Annotated in this window: 15 protein-coding genes; 6 read left to right on the top strand and 9 right to left on the bottom strand. The window is 63.8% G+C overall.

The window, feature by feature from the left end; translation table 11 throughout:
* The first annotated feature begins 114 nt into the window (after window positions 1-114).
* Complete coding sequence (locus CDI09_RS12910; protein ID WP_078525720.1) at window positions 115-1,086, top strand: MlaD family protein; 972 nt, start codon at window positions 115-117, stop codon at window positions 1,084-1,086.
* Between the two features lie 183 nt (window positions 1,087-1,269).
* On the opposite strand, the gene rbfA is transcribed toward CDI09_RS12910, so the two are convergent.
* The 5 genes from rbfA to rimP are packed head-to-tail and all read right to left on the bottom strand — an operon-like array spanning window position 1,270 to window position 7,249.
* A complete protein-coding gene (gene rbfA / locus CDI09_RS12905; RefSeq protein WP_078525718.1) occupies window positions 1,270-1,689 on the bottom strand; it encodes a 30S ribosome-binding factor RbfA in 420 nt (139 codons plus the stop codon).
* A 23-nt stretch (window positions 1,690-1,712) separates the two neighbouring features.
* Complete coding sequence (infB, locus tag CDI09_RS12900) at window positions 1,713-4,406, bottom strand: translation initiation factor IF-2 (protein ID WP_078525716.1); 2,694 nt, start codon at window positions 4,404-4,406, stop codon at window positions 1,713-1,715.
* Window positions 4,403-5,110, bottom strand: a complete 708-nt coding sequence (locus tag CDI09_RS12895) for an RNA-binding protein (RefSeq protein WP_078527903.1) — start codon at window positions 5,108-5,110, stop codon at window positions 4,403-4,405. Before CDI09_RS12895 ends, infB begins: the two co-directional genes overlap by 4 nt.
* Complete coding sequence (gene nusA, locus CDI09_RS12890) at window positions 5,070-6,608, bottom strand: transcription termination factor NusA (RefSeq protein ID WP_078527901.1); 1,539 nt, start codon at window positions 6,606-6,608, stop codon at window positions 5,070-5,072. Before nusA ends, CDI09_RS12895 begins: the two co-directional genes overlap by 41 nt.
* Window positions 6,609-6,628: 20 nt before the next feature.
* Window positions 6,629-7,249 carry a ribosome maturation factor RimP gene (rimP, locus tag CDI09_RS12885; RefSeq protein WP_078525714.1) on the bottom strand — a complete coding sequence of 207 codons (621 nt, stop codon included), beginning with the start codon at window positions 7,247-7,249 and terminating at the stop codon, window positions 6,629-6,631.
* 175 nt (window positions 7,250-7,424) lie between these two features.
* Here rimP and CDI09_RS12880 point away from each other — a divergent pair, with 175 nt between their 5' ends.
* The 3 genes from CDI09_RS12880 to CDI09_RS12870 all read left to right on the top strand — a co-directional run bounded on the left by CDI09_RS12880 (window position 7,425) and on the right by CDI09_RS12870 (window position 10,333).
* Window positions 7,425-8,063 carry a hypothetical protein gene (locus CDI09_RS12880; protein WP_078525712.1) on the top strand — a complete coding sequence of 213 codons (639 nt, stop codon included), beginning with the start codon at window positions 7,425-7,427 and terminating at the stop codon, window positions 8,061-8,063.
* Window positions 8,060-9,331: an AAA family ATPase gene (locus tag CDI09_RS12875; RefSeq protein ID WP_078525710.1), complete on the top strand. Its 1,272-nt coding sequence runs from the start codon at window positions 8,060-8,062 to the stop codon at window positions 9,329-9,331. Before CDI09_RS12880 ends, CDI09_RS12875 begins: the two co-directional genes overlap by 4 nt.
* 66 nt (window positions 9,332-9,397) lie before the next feature.
* Entirely contained in the window at window positions 9,398-10,333 is a 936-nt protein-coding gene (locus tag CDI09_RS12870; RefSeq protein ID WP_205836583.1) for a hypothetical protein, read from the top strand.
* A 114-nt stretch (window positions 10,334-10,447) separates the two neighbouring features.
* On the opposite strand, the gene CDI09_RS12865 is transcribed toward CDI09_RS12870, so the two are convergent.
* Window positions 10,448-11,344, bottom strand: coding sequence for a LysR family transcriptional regulator (locus CDI09_RS12865; protein ID WP_078525708.1), 897 nt, complete (start codon window positions 11,342-11,344; stop codon window positions 10,448-10,450).
* Window positions 11,345-11,569: 225 nt separating this feature from the next.
* A complete protein-coding gene (gene acnA / locus CDI09_RS12860; protein ID WP_078525706.1) occupies window positions 11,570-14,263 on the bottom strand; it encodes an aconitate hydratase AcnA in 2,694 nt (897 codons plus the stop codon).
* Between the two features lie 282 nt (window positions 14,264-14,545).
* On the opposite strand from acnA, the gene ccmA reads away from it, so the two are divergent.
* Entirely contained in the window at window positions 14,546-15,190 is a 645-nt protein-coding gene (ccmA, locus tag CDI09_RS12855; RefSeq protein WP_174520941.1) for a heme ABC exporter ATP-binding protein CcmA, read from the top strand.
* Entirely contained in the window at window positions 15,187-15,867 is a 681-nt protein-coding gene (gene ccmB, locus CDI09_RS12850) for a heme exporter protein CcmB (RefSeq protein ID WP_078525704.1), read from the top strand. Before ccmA ends, ccmB begins: the two co-directional genes overlap by 4 nt.
* A gap of 9 nt (window positions 15,868-15,876) precedes the next feature.
* Here the strand turns inward: ccmB and CDI09_RS12845 are convergent, their stop codons facing one another.
* Both CDI09_RS12845 and CDI09_RS12840 read right to left on the bottom strand, forming a co-directional pair.
* Window positions 15,877-16,284 carry a copper resistance CopC family protein gene (locus CDI09_RS12845; protein WP_236944672.1) on the bottom strand — a complete coding sequence of 136 codons (408 nt, stop codon included), beginning with the start codon at window positions 16,282-16,284 and terminating at the stop codon, window positions 15,877-15,879.
* Between the two features lie 123 nt (window positions 16,285-16,407).
* Window positions 16,408-17,538, bottom strand: a complete 1,131-nt coding sequence (locus CDI09_RS12840) for a type III PLP-dependent enzyme (RefSeq protein ID WP_078525700.1) — start codon at window positions 17,536-17,538, stop codon at window positions 16,408-16,410.
* Window positions 17,539-17,720: the final 182 nt, after the last annotated feature.

Genomic DNA, 17,720 nt, shown 5'->3' with positions numbered 1-17,720 from the left:
AAGATACGGCTGGGATCGGTCAAACGGGATGAAGCGGCTCATCGCGACACTCTACAGCCTTACCCCTTCACAGGGTACCCCAACCCGACAGGCTGCTAGGGAGACCTGAACACCATGGCTGAACGGCAGACCACGGTCGGTGCATTTGTGTTGGGTGGAGCCCTGCTTGGTGTGACGGCCATAGCGCTGTTCGGACAGTTTCATCCCTTTTCGCCCACCAATCGCGCCGTGGTCATTTTTGACAGCCCGATCAACGGGCTTGGCGTAGGCGCGCCGGTCACGTTCGATGGCGTGCAGGTGGGCCATGTGGACCATATCGCCGTTCAGTTCGATCCGCAGACCCATCAGGCCTATATTCCGGTCACGGTGGAGCTTGAGGCCAATGGCGCGCGCATGGCGGGCTCGCATGGCCGCGCGCTCGATGCCAACGAACTGCCCAGGCTGATTGAAAACGGGCTGCGCGCCGAACTGCACATGCAGAGCTTCGTGACCGGGCAGGAAGAAATCGACCTGACCTTCGACCCCGGCATCCCCGCCCACCTGCATCCCGGCCTGAGCCCGCTGATCGAGATCCCGACCCGCGAATCGGAAATGCAGAAGCTGACCGATGCCCTGACGGCCCTGCCGCTCAAGAACATCGCCAACAATGCCGACGCCATGCTGGTAAGCATCCGCACCTTAGCCGACAAGCTGGACAAGGACCTGCCGCCCCTGGTGGATAGCGTGCGCGCCACATCCGACCATACGCGCGTGACGGTCGATACCGCGACCGATACCATCCGCGACCTCGACAAACGCATGGACACTACGCTGGCCTCCATCGACCATCTGGCCGATACCGGCACCGCCCAGCTTGATGCGCGGGGCGGCGAGCTGCACACGCTGCTGGTCAACTCCAACGATACGGTGACCGAGGCACGTGGCGCGCTGGCCGGGCTGCATGACATTACCGCCCCGAGTTCGGCTGACCGCTCCAATATCGATTCGTCACTGCGTGACCTTGCCGCCGCCGCCGCCGCCCTGCGCGGGTTTGCAACCGACGTGGAGCGCAACCCGCAACTCCTGCTCATGGGGCGGCGCAACTGACCGGGCATTCACCCGCCCACGATATGAAAAAAGGCCGGTGGGCATTGCCCGACCGGCCTTTTTCATGAACTGGTTTTTCACAGTGCCATCTGAAGCTTTTTGCAAAAGCTTCACCAAAACATTTTACTGTTTCAGGGAGCCACAGCGTAAGTCAGATCAAAACCACCCGATCTGCCGTGCAGCTCAGTCTTCATCCTTGAGGTCGCGCTGCACTTCAGGCTGGCGCAGCATAGTATCGACTTCCATGGCGTAATCGAGCGCCGTGTCAGGCTGGAAGTGCAGGTCCGGCACGCCACGCAGCCTGAGCGCGTGCGATAGGCGGGTGCGCAGGAACGGCGTCACACGCTTGAGCGCAGGCAGCAGTTCCGCTACGTCGCTCCGGCCCAGCCGCGCCACGAATACCGTGGCATGCTTGAGGTCGGGCGAAATACGCACTTCGGTAACCGTAATGCGCACATCGGCCAGATCCGGGTCACGGAATTCGGTGCGGGCAAATATTTCCGCCAGCACACGACGGACTTCTTCCGCCACGCGCAGCTGGCGCTGCGAGGGACCAGACGCGGAATGGCCGGCAAGTTTCCCTGCCGGCCCGTTCTCGCTCATCCCTTTTCTGGATGAATTGCGGCTCATGCCGGGACGAGTTCCATTTCATAACACTCGACCACGTCACCCTCGCGCAGGTCATTATACCCGGCAAAGGACAGGCCGCATTCGTAACCGCGCGCCACTTCCTTGACGTCATCCTTGAAGCGCTTGAGCTGGCTCAGCTCGCCTTCGTGGATCACGACGTTGTCACGCAGCAGGCGCACGCCACAGCCACGCTTGACCACACCTTCGGTCACGTAGCAGCCAGCAACCTTGCCCACCTTGGTAATTTCGAAAACCTTGCGGATCTCGGCATAACCCAGGAACTTCTCGCGATGCTTGGGCGCGATCTTGCCACGCACCAGCTGCTCCACGTCATCCGCCACCTGGTAGATGATCGAGTAGTAGCGGATGTCCACGCCCTCGCGCTGTGCAAGCTCACGGGCCTGCGCCGTAGCGCGGACATTGAACGCGATGATGATCGCACCCGATGCCTTGGCCAGCTGCACGTCGCTTTCCGTAATCTGGCCCACGGTGGCGTTGAGCACGCGGATCTTGACTTCCTCATGCTCCAGCTTCTGCACGGTGGCTTCAAGCGCCTCCGCCGAACCCTGCACGTCGGCCTTGATCAGAACCGCAACTTCCTTCTGCGCGCCGGCCTGAATGCGGGCAAGCATCTGGTCGAGCGTGCCGCGTGCGGCCGTCTGGCCAGCGGCCATGCGTTCCTTGATCACGCGCTGGCGGAACTCGGAGATTTCGCGGGCGCGGTTCTCGTTTTCCACCACCACGAACGGCTCACCCGCGCCCGGCACCCCGGTAATACCCAAGATTTCAACCGGCATGGACGGACCCGCCTCGCCAAGCTGGCGGTTGCGGTCGTCGATCATGGCGCGCACGCGGCCCCATTCGGCCCCGGCCACCACGATGTCGGTGCGGCGCAGCGTGCCCTTCTGGACCAGCACGGTCGCAACCGGACCACGCCCACGGTCAAGGCGGCTTTCAATCACCGAGCCTTCGGCCACCCGGTCGGGATTGGCCTTGAGGTCAAGGATTTCGGCCTGCAACAGGATCGCTTCCTCAAGCTTGTCCAGACCCGTGCGCTTGAGCGCCGAGACCTCGACATCCTGCGTATCGCCACCCATGCTTTCCACCACGATCTCGTGGTTCAGCAGTTCCTGGCGCACGCGGTCGGGGTTCGCACCCGGCTTGTCGCACTTGTTGATGGCCACGATGATCGGAGCATCAGCCGCCTTGGCGTGCTTGATGGCCTCGATCGTCTGCGGCATCACGCCGTCATCGGCGGCCACCACCAGAATGACCACGTCGGTCACCGAGGCGCCACGGGCACGCATGGCGGTAAACGCCTCATGGCCCGGCGTATCGATGAAGGTGATCTTGGCACCCGAGGCCAGCGTGACCTGATACGCACCGATATGCTGCGTAATGCCACCGGCTTCGCCATTGGCGACATCGGTGGTGCGCAGCGCGTCGAGCAGCGAGGTCTTGCCGTGATCGACATGACCCATCACGGTCACGACCGGCGGACGCGGCCGCAGATCTTCTTCACTGTCCTCAATGCCCTCGATGCCGATCTCGACATCACTGTCGGAAACACGGCGCACGCGATGGCCGAATTCCTGCACGATCAGTTCCGCCGTGTCCGCGTCGAGCGACTGGGTCACGGTGGCCATCACGCCCATCTTCATCAGCGCCTTGATGACCTCACCCTGACGGGCGGCCATGCGGTTGGCGAGTTCCTGCACCGTAATGCTCTCGGGCAGGACAACATCGCGCACCACGCGCACCTGGTCGGAGCGCAGGCGTTCAAGTTCGGCCTGACGGCGCTCGCGCTCGCGCTGGCGGCGGACCGAGGCGAGCGAACGGGTCTTGTCGTCATCCCCTTCGATCGCGGCCTGCACGTCAATGCGGCCAGCACGGCGGCTGTCGTTGTTTTTCTTGGCGCCACCCGAGGGGCGGCGGTTCGGCACGGCATTGCCAGGGCGACGACTGGGACGACGTTCTTCCTCGCCACCATCCGCACGGCCCGTGCGCAGGCGCAGCGTCTCGCCAGCACCGCCTGCGGGGCGTGAAGTGGCGGCACCACCACCACCAGCAGGGCGCGACGGACGCAGCGGCTGGGCGGGCATGATCGCGCGCTCGGCCAGCGGGCGCAGGCGCTGCATCGGGGGGGCCAGCGTCACTTCACCGGGAATGGGCACGGACGAAACAACCGGACCCGCGGGATCTGTCGAGTCGGGCGCTGCAGGGGCAGGCGCATTGCTGGCCTCCTGCTTGCGGGCTTCCTCGACCGCAGCGGCGGCATCTGCCTTGGCGCGTGCCTCTTCTTCGGCGCGGCGGGCATTTTCCTCTTCAGCGCGGCGGGCTTCTTCCGCAGCGGAGAGGATCGTGATCTTCTCCTGCTCTCGAGCCTCTTTCTCGCGCTGGATGGCGGCGCGGCGCTGCTCATCAAGCACGCGCTGGCGTGTCGCCAGTTCCGCTGCCGTCAGCGCGCGACCGCCCCGACCACCGGCGCGACCGCCAGCCGGCCCCGATCCGTTACCTGCGGCCCCGGCCCCGCGCTTCTTGCGCACCTCGACCTGAACCACCTTTGAACGACCATGGCTGAAGCTCTGTCGCACGGAACCGGCATCTACCGTCCGTCCGACCTCCCTGCGGCCCGCCGGCCGCAGAGACAAGCGTCCCTTACCCTGATCCTGATCGTTGCCTTCGCTCATGTACCCGCCTGTTCACACCGTCCGGCGGAACGATCCGCCGAATTCGGGCCAATCCTGCCGGACAGACCCGCAAAACGTTCACTCTCGATACGGAATCGACGCGCCAGTTCACCATGCAGAATCGCTGCATGAACAACATGGTCGCGGCCAAATGCCGCACCCAGACCCAATGCCGTAGGAACAGCCACAACCGGCAGTTCCCGTGCACCAGACAAAACTCTCTTCCTCTCGTCGGGGCTGCCATCGGCGGCCTGTATGACCAGACCGGCACGACCGCCCACAACCCACTCACGCACCTTGGCGAAACCACAGACAATCTGCCCGGCCCGCCGTGCAAGCCCTGCGACATCCATCATGCGCCGCAGAAGACCATCCTGCACAAGATGGGTCAGGTCAGGGGGAATAACAACCCTTCCCCTCGCCGCGCGAGCAAATACGCCGCGTGTGCGTGCTGTTTCTAGCACATCCGCGCGTGCGCTCAACCAAATTCCCCGTCCGGGCAGCCGTGCGGAAAGATCAGGGATCACGACTCCATCGGGGGAAATGACAAACCGGATCATTTCCTCCTTGGGCAGCCGGAGCCGGGTCACGGCGCAACGGCGCAGCGGACCGCGCTCTTCAGGCTCCATGCCTTCCTGATCTTCCGCGTTAAGGTCGGTTTGCTCAGACGTCGGACGTCTCCTCTTGCGCGGGCTTCGCCTCATCACCATCGAACCAGTGGGCGCGCGCCGCCATGATGATCTCGTTGGCCGCGTCCTCGTCAATGGCATCGCTGCCCAGAATCTCGACGAGTTCGTCACCAGCCAGGTCGGCCAGGTCATCCAGCGTCTTCACGCCTTTTTCACCCAGCGTCACCAGCATCTGGTTGGTGAACACGCCCAGCACGGCGATATCATCGCTCACGCCCAGCGTGCGGCGCTTGTTGTCGAGTTCTTCTTCCTGACCCGCCAGATAGCCTTCGGCGCGGCGGACCAGTTCGCTGGCCACGTCCTCATCAAAGCCTTCGATGCCGGCCAGTTCCTCGGGGTCGGCAAAAGCCAGTTCCTCGATGGAATGGAACCCCTCGGTCACAAGCAGGCCCGCGATGACATCATCCACATCAAGCGCTTCAACAAACAGGTTGCTGCGGCGGCGGAATTCTTCCTGACGGCGCTCCGATTCCTCGGCCTCGGTCAGGATGTCGATGTCCCAGCGCGTCAGCTGGCTGGCAAGGCGCACGTTCTGGCCGCGGCGACCGATGGCCAGGCTGAGCTGGTCATCGGGCACGACAACCTCGACGCGGCCCGCTTCCTCATCCATCACCACCTTGCTGACTTCAGCCGGGGCGAGGGCGTTGACCACGAAGGTCGCGGCCTGCGGGCTCCAGGGAATGATATCGATTTTCTCGCCCTGGAGTTCCTTGACCACTTCCTGCACGCGGCGGCCACGCACGCCCACGCAGGCGCCGACGGGGTCGATCGAGGCATCACGCGAGATGACGGCCATCTTGGCACGTGAACCGGGATCACGCGCCACGGCCTTGATCTCGATGATGCCATCATAGATCTCGGGCACTTCCTGCGCGAACAGCTTGGCGAGGAACGCCGGATGCGTGCGCGAAAGGAAGATCTGCGGGCCACGCGGCTCGTCACGCACGTCATAGATATAGGCGCGCACGCGATCGGAGTTGCGGAAGCTTTCACGCGGGATCAGCTCATCGCGGCGCAGCAGGGCTTCCGCATCGCCGATCTCGACAAGCAGGTTGCCATATTCCGTGCGCTTGACGGTGCCGTTGACGATCTCGCCCACGCGGTCCTTGAAGTCATTGAACTGGCGGCGGCGCTCATATTCACGCACGCGCTGGACAATGACCTGCTTGGCCGTCTGCGCCGCGATGCGCCCGAAATCGATGGGCGGCAGCGGGTCGATCAGGTATTCGCCAAGCTGGATCTCGGGCTTGAACTTGCGCGCGATGTAGAGCGGGATCTGTGTTTCCTCGTTCTCCACCGCCTCGACCGCCTCGGTCCAGCGCGACAGGCGCACATCGCCGGTGCGGCGGTCGATGGTGGCGCGGATATCCTTTTCATGACCGTATTTCGCGCGGCCGGCCTTCTGGATGGCCTGCTCCATCGCTTCGAGCACTTCCTCGCGGTCAATCGACTTTTCCCGCGCTACGGCATCGGCCACCAGCAGCAGTTCGGGACGGGCAACGGACGTATCCATCAGTGTCTCCACAACATCGTTCAATTGGCCTTGCGGGCCGACTTGCGACCCGACTTAACACCGGGCTTGCGGTCTTCAGCCGGGGAAGGGTCTTTCTCCAGGCCAGTCTCCTCGGGGCTTGCGGCCGGCTTCATCATCCGGGCGCTCGCCTCGATCAGTTCATCGGTCAGGACAAGGCGCGCCTTGCGCATTTCAGCGAAAGGCAGTGAAACCTCGCTCCCGTCATCGAGCCGCATCAGGCCATGGCCCTCGCGCGCGCCGAGCACGATCCCGGCAAAACGCTTGCGGCCTTCAATGGGCAGGTTCATCTCGGCGCGGGCAAGGTGACCGGCAAAACGCTCCCAGTCCTTCGCGCGCGTCAGCGGACGGTCGATACCGGGCGACGAGACCTCCAGCGTCCACGCGCCGGGCAGCGGGTCTTCCACGTCCAGTATCGCGCCAACCGCATGGCTGATCTGCTCGCAGTCCTCAATGACGAGGAGCGTGCCATCGGCACGGTCCGCCATGATCTGCACGGTAGGGGACTCGCGGCCCAGCACCGCCACGCGCACGAGGTCAAACCCCATGTCGGCCAGCGCGGGGGCGACCATTGCGGCGATGCGGGCATCGAGGCCCGACAGGAAAGGCAGATCAGCGTCCAATGCAAAAAAGGCAGCCCTGCGGCCACCCCCCAAAGAAAAAACCATAAATGAAGGAATAATCCGCAACATAGGTCACGCCATGTCTTACCGCAAGGACTATATGGGTACGCGGGGGTTACATTTCCTCTCTCTTAACATCTTGCCATCCGCCCCGCCTCGCACACATTATGTACGCATGATGCCCACGCCCTCCCCGCCGGAACCGACACGGGAACGCAGCGAACGCTCATCCAGCCGCAAGCTGGTTGTAGTGGGGCTGATCGCGGCCGTTGTGGCAGGCGGGGGCCTGGGCGCAGGCGGCTTCCTCACCCCGCAGGAAGGCGGTAGCGGCAACCAGACGCCCCCCGTCGCAGCCGAGGCTGGCGGCGGCCGTGGCGGTGGCGGCAATCACCTTATGCTCAACGCGCCGGTGCAGGGCAGGCCCGACATGATGGGCGAGATGCCCATGATCTCGCCCGAGCGCGCGGCGGACATGCTGCGCCAGACCAACTTTACGCTGCAGCAGCAGGCAGAGATCATGGCGGCGTTGCGGCGGCGCGAGATCATACTGGCCGACATGCCGATGTATGACATGACAGGCGGCGGAGCGGTCGTGAACGTGGAATCCCTTGGTCTCGTGCAGACCGTGCATCTCGGGCCGCAGCCCCGCAGCGTGATCCTGCCCATCCGCATAGCAGGCAATGTGTCGATCACGCCAGCGGGCGATCCGGGGCCGATGGGCGTGCATGCGGGGGCGGTGTTCGTGCCGGGGCCCACGCCGCTGCCGGTGCTGATGCGCGGGGCCAATCTTGTCATCGGGGTTGTGGTGCAATGAAGCCGCTCTATCCGATCCTGATGGAACGGGTCGTGCCGATCGCCATGGTTATTTTTCTGGTGCTCGGCAGTTTTCAGGCCGCCATGGCGTTGCATCTTTCGCTCGCCAGCATGCGGCATTTCATGGAATGGTGCGCACCGGCCTATCCGGTCATAGCGGCGGCGAGCGCCCTGCTGGCGCTGAGCGGGCTGTGGTTCGAGAGCCGGGCCGAAAAACTCGCCCGCAAGGGAATCCGACGCAGACGGGGATGGATGATGGACGTACTGGCCAGGCTGACCAATCGTAGCGCGCTTGAAGAAATGCTGGCGCGCGAACAGAAAGAAACCGTGATCGACGCCGAGGAGCTCGCCGCCAGCCTGCGCGCGCGCGTGATCGGTCAGGACCAGGTATGCGAGGACGTGGCGACCCAGCTGCGCCGCCGCCTGGCCCTGCAGGTGCGTGGCAAGCCGGTGGGGATCTTCCTGCTCGCTGGCCCGCCGGGCACGGGCAAGACCTATCTTGCCAAACAGCTCGCCCGCCAGCTCGACCGCCCGCTGCTCAACTTCGACATGACGCAGATGAGTTCGCCGCATGCCGCAACGCAGCTGTTCGGCTCGCCCAAGGGCTATGTCGGCTCGGACACCTACGGCAAGCTGACCGGCGGCCTGAAGGAAAAGCCCGATGCGGTGGTGCTGCTCGATGAAATCGAGAAAGCGCACCCTGATGTGTTCAAGAAATTCCTCACCGCGTGGAATGACGGGCATGTGACCGAGGCCTCGACAGGGCAGCAGATCTCGACCGTGCGCTGCATCTTCATCCTGACATCGAACATCGCCACCGATGCGCTGTCCGAAATCGCGGACCGGCTGGCGGATGAGCCTGACAAGATGCGTGCCGAGTCGGTCGAGGCGCTGCGCCAGGCCGGCTTCGCGCCGGAAGTGCTGAACCGGCTGGACCGCATTTTCGTGTTCCGCCCGCTGGAAGGGCTGGACATTGCCCGCGTTTCCGCGCTGGAAATCGAGTCGATGATCGACAGCTATGGCCTCAAGGTCGAAACCGGGGGCATTGACCCCGCCCTGCTGTTCGAGGTCATGCGCCGTCAGGACCGCATGGGCCCTGCCGCCAGTGCGCGCGATCTGGCCCGCTCGATCGAGGACATGATCAGCGACTCGCTCATCACCGCCCGCCAGCAGGGTGCCAAACTGGTGCGCGTGGTGCAGAACGAAGATGGCATCGTGGCCGAAATTGCGGATCAGAGCGAGGCGCAGCAGGCCCGGATCAGTTCCTGACCCATGGCCACGCTGTTCCGCGCTGCCCCCGTGGCCTCCTGCATGGCGAAAGGCATGGCCTGCTGAATGTCCGCTTTTTCGCGCCTTTGGTATCGTGCGCCGCTATGGCGGCTGTGCCTGTACCTGATTGTGCCCTTCGTGGTGCTGACGTTTGTTTTCCCGCCGGGATACCTGACACGCAGGCTGCCCCGCATGGCGCAGATCGCGACCGCCATCCATAACCGCCTTGGCATGCAGGACACGCCCGCCGATGCAGACCAGGCCGGTGGCCCGGGGGATGGGGTCGTGACCATCATGCCCGTGACCGACCGGCTGACGAAGGCAATTCCGTTTGCCGGGCGCATCCTGCCGCTCCCTGCTGGCGTGTGGCACCCGCTCGTCAACATCGCCGCAGGCCCGCATGGCGAAGTGCTGGAAAATGTTCTGGTGCGGGTGCAGGGCCATATCGTGACCGGCATGATCATAGCCAGCGGCACGACCCAGCCAGTACCGGCTGCGGCCAATCCTGCGATTGATGAAGAATGCCATGATGACCGTAACTACATGGCGCATATCGTGACCAGCCACCCGCCCATGATGGAATGCTGGCTCACGCGCCTGATTGACCCTGCCGCCATCGACCATATGAGCATCATTGCCACGCAACTCAAGCAGGAGGACTTCGTGCTGCCGCCGGTGCTGCTCAGGGCGAAATGGGTCAACAGCACGCCTGCCCCCGATGACAATATCAATGGGGAGACAGTAACGGTCTATCTCAACCCCGTTAATCTCAATGATACCAAGATCCTGCGTTCACCCGATTTCTGGACCAAGGAGACGCTGGCGCAGCAACCGGCAGCCAGTGACTTCGTCAAACGCATGAATACGTGGATGGCGGGCTGGGCGCCGGTGCTGCATGATGGCTTCAACAGCGACATGCTGGCCTCAAGCGAGGAGCAACGCGCCCGGCTTTCGACTGACCCGGCGGCCCCACGCCCCGGCGAAGGCAACCCGCTGGACTGAACGGCACCTGAAAGTTTCTGGTTAAGCTGTTTTCAAAACGCTTCAGAAAAACGCCGCCTTTTGAACAAAGGCGGCATCCAAAAACTTTTATTGTTTTTTATCAATTCTTTATATTTAGCCCTGACGCAGCACGTCCGATATCTCGATCAGGAAATCGAGCACCGTGCGCGTGCGTAGCGGCAGCGTGCGCGGGCCGGTATGCACGGCATAGAAAGGCAGCTCGGGAATTGTCCATTCCGGCAACAGGTGCACGAGGCGACCTGCCGCGATGTCCTCTTCCACCTGAAATGTCGGCAGCATGCCAATGCCAAGCCCCGCGCGCACGGCCTGGAGCACGGCCTCGCTGCTATTGGCGCGGAATGGCCCGTTGGCCGCCACCGTGGTCTCGCTCTCGCCCTTGCGGGTGAACTGCCAGTCATGCCGTGTGCCGCCATAGCTGTAGGCAATGCAGGGGTGATTGAGCAGGTCGCGCGGATGGGTGGGCGTGCCACGGCGGGCAAGGTAATCGCTTGAGGCGATGACGCAGCGATGCACCGAGCCCAGACGACGGGCGATCAGCGAGCCCTCGGCAATGGAACCAATGCGGATGGCAAGGTCGAGCCCTTCCTCCACCAGGTCGCCAAACCCGTCGCGCATGACCAGTTCAACCGACAGGTCGGGATGTTCCTCCAGCAGGCTGCTCAGCCTGCTGGTTAGGTACAAGCCAAACGCCGTGGTCACACCCAGCCGCACCAGCCCCGACACCGAAGCCCGTCTGCGGCCCAGCGCGGTTTCCGCCGTTTCAAGAATCTCCAGCACTTCATAAGCATGTGGCAGGAGGCTGCGCCCGTCTTCCGTCATCATCAGGCTGCGGGTGGTGCGGGCAAACAGGGTTGCGCCGTAATGGGCCTCAAGCAGGGCGATATGGCGGGAAATGGTGGGCTGGCTTGCCCCCGTCTCCCTTGATACGGCAGAGAATGATCCCGTTGCAGCCACACGGACAAAGCTATGCAAGGCAGAAAGCAGATCCATGGGGCCTCATCATATCCGGCATGTTATTACACTATCCCGGCTTTAAACGGCATCGTATTTATACACAATACAGAGAAAAGGCACCGCCGATATGTGTTTAACGCAGAGGTAACTTATACCACTCACGCATAGATGAGCGGCCATAAAAAAACGGCGGCCCGCATGATACGGGCCGCCGTCCTCATCTCTCCATCCCGACACGGACCGGGATGGCGCTGCCTGTTATCAGGCTGCCTTGGTCATGCCACGCAGCACGGTCTGGAGAATGCCGCCATTGCGGAAATACTCCACCTCATCCAGCGTATCGACACGGCACAGCAGGGGTACGTCCTGCTTGGAGCCATCGGCGCGGGTGATGGTCATAGTCATGGTCATGCGGGGCGTGATCTTGTCCAGACCACGGATCTCGAAGGTCTCGTCGCCCTTCAGGCCCAGCGTCTTGCGTGTCGTGCCTTCCTCGAACAGGAGCGGCAGCACACCCATGCCCACCAGGTTGGAACGGTGGATACGCTCGAAGCTCTCGGCCACGACCGCACGCACGCCCAGCAGCAGGGTGCCCTTGGCTGCCCAGTCGCGCGAGGAGCCCATGCCGTATTCCTTGCCGCCGATCACGACCAGGGGCACGCCCTCCTTCTTGTATTCCATCGCCACATCATAGATGGAGCCTTCCTTGCCATCGGGGAAGTGCTTGGAAACACCCCCTTCGGTGCCGGGCAGCATCTCGTTCTTGATGCGGATGTTGGCAAACGTGCCGCGCACCATCACGCGGTCATTGCCACGGCGCGAACCGTAGGAGTTGAAGTCCTTCTTCGCCACGCCATGCTCTTCAAGATACTTGCCCGCGGGGGAGCTTTCCTTGATCGCGCCGGCAGGCGAGATGTGGTCGGTGGTGATGTTGTCACCCAGCAGCGCCAGCAGGCGCGCGCCGATGATGTCGCCACGCGACTTGGGCTCGGGCGTGATGTCCTGGAAGTACGGCGGGTCCTGCACGTAGGTGGAGGACGCATCCCACTTGTAGGTCTCGGAACCGGTGGCCACTTTCAGCGCCTGCCATTCCTTCGTGCCCTGGCTTACGTGCTTGTAGCGGTTGATGAACTCCTCACGCGTGATGGCGGAACCCATGAGGGCAGCGATCTCGTGATTGGTGGGCCAGATGTCCTTCAGGTACACCGGCTTGCCGTCCTTGGAGGTGCCCAGCGGCGTGGTGGTGATGTCCTCACGCATCGTGCCCAGCAGGGAGTAGGCCACAACCAGCGGCGGGCTCGCCAGATAGTTGGCGCGCACGTTCGGCGAAATGCGCCCCTCGAAGTTACGGTTGCCCGACAGCACCGAAACCGCCACCAGCTTGTTACCTTCGATCGCATCGACGATGTGATCTTCCAGCGGGCCGGAGTTGCCGATACAGGTCGTGCAGCCGTAGCCCACGGTGTTGAAGCCCATCGCGTCCAGCTCATCCTGCAGGCCGGCGCGGTTGAGGTAATCCGTCACCACCTGCGAGCCCGGCGCGAGCGAGGTCTTGACCCACGGCTTGGGCTTGAGGCCCAGCGCGCGCGCCTTCTTCGCCACGAGCCCTGCCGCGATCAGCACGGCGGGGTTGGAGGTGTTGGTGCACGAGGTGATGGCCGCGATCACCACGTCGCCGTGGCCGATCTCGTAATTGGTGCCAGCCACCTTGGCCTTCTTGTCCTTGTCGGCCGCGGGCACGCCCAGGCTGCCGGTCAGTTCGGTCTCGAACGCCTTGTCGGCACCCTTGAGCACCACGCGGTCCTGCGGGCGCTTGGGGCCTGCGATCGAGGGCACGATGGTCTCGAGGTTGAGTTCCAGCGTGTCGGTAAACACGGGGTGGGCGGATTCGGCGTGGCGGAACATGCCCTGCGCCTTGAGGTATTCCGCCGTCAGCTTGATGCGGTGCTCTTCACGGCCGGTCTGGCGCAGGTAATCCAGCGTCAGATCATCAACGGGGAAGAAGCCGCAGGTCGCGCCGTATTCCGGCGCCATGTTGGCGATGGTCGCGCGGTCGGCTACCGGCAGGTGGTCAAGGGCGGGGCCGAAGAACTCGACGAACTTGCCGACAACGCCCTTCTTGCGCAGCATCTGTGTAACCGTCAGCACCAGATCGGTGGCGGTGGCGCCCTCGGGCAGCTTGCCGGTCATCTTGAAGCCGATCACATCGGGGATCAGCATGGCGATGGGCTGGCCGAGCATGGCCGCTTCCGCCTCGATGCCGCCAACACCCCAGCCCAGCACGCCCATGCCGTTGACCATGGTGGTGTGGCTGTCGGTGCCGAACAGGGTGTCGGGGTAGGCATAGTCCTTGCCGCCCACATTCGCCGTCCACACCGCCTGGGCGATGTATTCGAGGTTCACCTGATGGCAGATGCCCGTGCCCGGCGGCACGACCGAGAAGTTCTCGAACGCTTCCTGCCCCCAGCGCAGGAAGGCGTAACGCTCGCCATTGCGCTCGAACTCGATGGTCACGTTGTCCTGCAGCGCTTCGGGCGTGCCAGCCACGTCCACCATGACCGAGTGGTCGATGACGAGGTTGACCGGAACCAGCGGGTTCACCTTCTGCGGGTCGCCCTTGAGCTTGAGAATGCCGTCGCGCATGGCGGCAAGGTCAACCACGGCGGGAACGCCGGTGAAGTCCTGCATGAGAATGCGCGCGGGCTTGAAGGGCACTTCCTTCGTGCTGCGCCCTTCCTTCAGCCAGTCGGCAATGGCCTTGGCATCTTCTACGGAGTAGGAATGCCCGTCCTCGAACCGCAGCACATTTTCCAGCAGCACTTTCAGGCTGACCGGCAGGCGGCTGACGGAACCGATGGTCTTTTCCGCTTCCGGGATTGAGAAATAATGGTAGGTCTTGCCGTCCACGTTCAGTGTGCGGCCCGTTTTCAGTGAGTCGTGCCCAACCGTCTTCATTGGCTTTGTTTCCTCCGAGGCATCAGCAACGGATCGTCCCGTGTGATCGTATGTCCTCCGCTGCCTTTTTTCGTGGCGCGGGGTTTGTGACCTTGTCGGGGACAACCTGCTTGATCTCCCAACGGTGGTAGAACATACCCGGACGCGGTTGCGACACAAGCTGGAGCCGGTAACAAGAAACCGGGAGCAGGCATTTTTTTGCCTTGCCCCCACCATCGACCCATTGCCCGGAGGATTTCCGTCATTCCTGCCTTTACCCCCCCCGGCCGCCCCCTGCTGGAAGTGGAAAACATCTCGGTTTTCCGCGGTGAACGGCTGGTTCTGGACCGTGTCGGCTTTACGCTCGAGGCCGGTGACGCCCTGCTCCTGACCGGCCCGAACGGGGCTGGCAAGTCCACCTTGCTGCGCGTGCTGGCGGGATTGCACAAACCGGAAGGCGGCCATGTGCTGTGGTCTGGCGTGGATGCGCTGGCCGATCGCAGCCAGCATGCGGGACGGGTGGCCTATCTGGGCCACCAGGATGCGCTCAAGCTGGGGCTGACACTGCGCGAGAACCTGACGCTGGCAGCCCGCGCAAGTGGCGGAAATCCTGACTTGTGCATGGAATCACTTAACATTTCCGGTCTGGCCGACCTGCCCGCGCGCATGCTCTCGGCGGGGCAGAAGCGGCGCGCGGCGCTGGCGCGCGTGCTGCTGGCGCAGGCGCCGCTATGGCTGCTCGATGAGCCGAGCCTGGGGCTGGATATCAACACGATGGGGCTGCTTGGCACCCTGTTCGCCGCCCACCGGCAGGCTGGCGGAATTGTGATTGCAACCACCCATGTTCCCCTGCCCCTGCCCGATGCCCGCACCCATGCGCTACCGGGGCTGAACGAATCCGACATCCCCCAGCCGCTGGAGGATTTCCCCGAGGACGACCTGCTGTGACACTCCGGATTCCCGCCCTCATCACCGCCATTCTCGAACGCGACCTCCGGCTGGCGCTGCGCCACGGGGCCGACACGCTGGGGGCGGTGCTGTTCTTCATTCTGGCAGGTGCGCTGTTCCCGCTCGCCCTTGGCCCCTCGCCCGAGCTGCTGCGGCGCATGGCGCCGGGCATCGTGTGGGTGTGCGCGCTGCTCGCAGCCCTCCTGCCGCTTGACCGGCTGTTCGGCTCGGAGCTGGAAGATGGCTCACTGGACCAGCTGCTCATGACCGGCCTGCCGCCCTCGCTCATTGCGCTGGCCAAGATGATCGCCCACTGGCTGACCACCGGCCTGCCCCTGCTGCTGGCCGCAGGCCCGCTGGCCATCATGCTCGGCATGCCCACCACCTCCATGATGGTGCTGCTGACCGGGCTGTTCCTCGGCACGCTCATCCTTTCGCTCATTGGCGGCATGGCGGCGTCGGTCGTACTGGGCGCGCGGCGCGGCGGCGTGCTGCTGCCGCTGCTGGTGCTGCCGCTGACCACGCCCGCGCTGATCTTTGGCGCGGCCGCCCTCGATGCGGCGCAGACCGGCCTGTCATGGGGGCCGGACCTTGAACTGCTCGGCGCGTTCCTTGCCGCGGCCCTTCCGCTCTGCCCGCTCGCCGCGGGTGCGGGGCTGCGGGCGGCGGTGGAATAAGGAAGGCGGCTATTTCCTGCCAGCAGGCGCTGCCGCGACGGCGGGGGCACCTGCGGGGTCCACGTCAAACGGCAGGTTCCCCTCCGCAGGCGTGCCGCCGGGGGCGCGCATGCGCCAGTGCAGCACGTAATGCCCCGGTGTCAGCGTTACGGTGGTGGCCAGGCCCTGCTGTTCGTCATCACTGGGAGAAGCCGCGAGCAGTTGCGGCACGCCGCTCGGCCCAAGCAGGAGCAGGCGCGCGCGGAACGGGTCAATCACGCTGTTATAGTTCAGTTTGATCGCCACATTGCCCGCAGGCACATGCTGCCCCGCCGATGGCGTGGCGTGAACCAGCACGGGGGCTGCAAACGCCCGCGCCGCCACGACGCACCCGATAAAGGACAGGCCCAGCAAACGCAGCGTTGAAACACGGAACACGGGCAAGAAACACCTCCGGCATGGATGGAACTGCCCTGTGTATCCCCCCGATACACGCAGGGCGGCAAGACTTTCGTCCTGCCGCCCTGGTATTCACACGTGTTCAGCTCGTGCTGAACGCAATCAGATATAGTGTTCCTGGATAGGCTTGAGGCCATTGAACCCGGTCGAGCAGTAGGTCGAAACATAGGCCCCGGTGGAGAGCAGTTCGATCCTGTCGCCCGATTCCAGCCCCAGCGGCAGGGCGTAGGGGGTCTTTTCATACATGATGTCAGCCCCGTCGCAGGTCGGGCCTGCAATGGCGACCGGGCCGGTCGCCGTGCCATCATGCGGGGTGCGGATGCCGTAGCGGATGGCCTCGCCCTCGGTCTCGGCCAGGCCGCCAAAGCGCCCGATGTCGAGATAGACCCAGCGCACGCCGTCATCCATGCCACGACGGCTGACCAGCACCACTTCCGATGACACCACACCAGCGTCGCCCACCATGAAGCGGCCCGGCTCGATGATCATTTCCGGCAGGTCATTGCCGAAATGCTCGGTCATGGCGTGGCTGATGGCCACGGCGAAACGGTCGATGCCCGGCACGTCGTCACGGTAGCGGATGGGGAACCCGCCGCCGAGGTTGACCATGCGCAGGTCAAGCCCCGCGGCCTTGAGATCGGTGAACAGCATGCCCACGCGGGCGATAGCCGCCTCGTACGCGCCAGTCTCGGTCTGCTGGCTGCCCACGTGGAAGGACAGGCCATAGGGGTCGAGGCCAAGGTCTCGTGCACGCAGCATCAGATCGCGCGCATTGTCCAGTGTCGTGCCGAATTTGCGCGACAGCGGCCAGTCAGCGCCCTCGTTCTCCACGATCAGGCGGCAGTAGACGCGCGAGCCCGGCGCATGGCGGGCCAGTTTCTCGAGCTCTTCCGCGCAGTCAAAGGCGAACATGTCCACGCCTGCGGCAAATGCGCGGGCGATGTTCGAGGCTTTCTTGACCGTGTTGCCGAACGAGACATCCGCCGGGCGCGCGCCTGCTTCGAGGCACATGGAAATCTCTTCCCACGAGGCGGCATCGAACGACGAGCCAAGACCCACGAGGCGGGTCAGGATCTCACGGGCGGGGTTGGCCTTTACGGCGTAGTAGATCCGGGCCAGCGGCAGCGCCTCGCGCAGGGCGCGGTAGCGTTCTTCCACCCGGTCGACATCAACGATAAGGCATGGCGTGGCAGGAGCCTGCTCAGCCAGATAACGAGCGATTTTGGGAGTCATCGCACCCAAATCCCTTCTGTACTGCCGCCCGGATGAACACAATTCTGGAATTGCACAAACGGACAGATGTTGCGAAACGGTCTAACGGACCAGCGACCAATAAGGACCCCCACCATGTGGTGGCCCGATTGCCAGAACGCTTGACGTCGTTGCGTAACCTCAGAGGGCCAGTGGCACGTGCG

It is taken from the genome of Komagataeibacter nataicola (assembly GCF_003207795.1).
GTDB lineage: Bacteria > Pseudomonadota > Alphaproteobacteria > Acetobacterales > Acetobacteraceae > Komagataeibacter > Komagataeibacter nataicola.
This window is presented reverse-complemented; position numbering and strand designations above follow the sequence as displayed.